Origin of the sequence: Streptococcus pseudopneumoniae, from assembly GCF_001072665.1 — a bacterium.
Lineage (GTDB): Bacteria > Bacillota > Bacilli > Lactobacillales > Streptococcaceae > Streptococcus > Streptococcus pseudopneumoniae_S.
In genome coordinates, this window is sequence record NZ_JVJI01000002.1 from 1 (window position 1) to 520 (window position 520).

1 pseudogene is annotated in these 520 nt (G+C 55.4%); it reads left to right on the forward strand.

What is annotated here, in order from left to right:
- Positions 1-520 (forward strand): annotated as a pseudogene (locus ADH52_RS11375) (hypothetical protein); the annotation flags it as partial.

The window sequence follows — 520 nt, forward strand, 5'->3', positions numbered from 1 at the left end:
GCTTGTTGACGCTGAAGCTGATGCCACTGCACTAGTTGATGCTGAGGCGCTTGCTACTGCACTTGTCGATGCTGAAGCACTTGCTACCGCGCTTGTTGACGCTGAGGCACTTGCTACCGCACTCGTTGACGCTGAAGCTGAAGCTACTGCACTTGTCGATGCTGAGGCGCTTGCTACCGCGCTTGTTGACGCTGAAGCTGAAGCCACTGCACTTGTTGACGCTGAAGCTGATGCCACTGCACTAGTAGATGCTGAAGCTGAAGCCACTGCACTGGTTGACGCTGAAGCTGAAGCTACCGCGCTGGTTGAGGCTGAAGCTGAGGCTACCGCACTCGTTGACGCTGAAGCTGAGGCTACCGCACTCGTTGACGCTGAAGCACTTGCTACCGCGCTAGTTGAAGCCGATGCACTTGCTACCGCGCTCGTTGATGCTGAAGCTGAAGCTACTGCACTAGTAGATGCTGAGGCGCTTGCTACTGCACTTGTTGACGCTGAAGCTGAAGCTACTGCACTTGTTGAC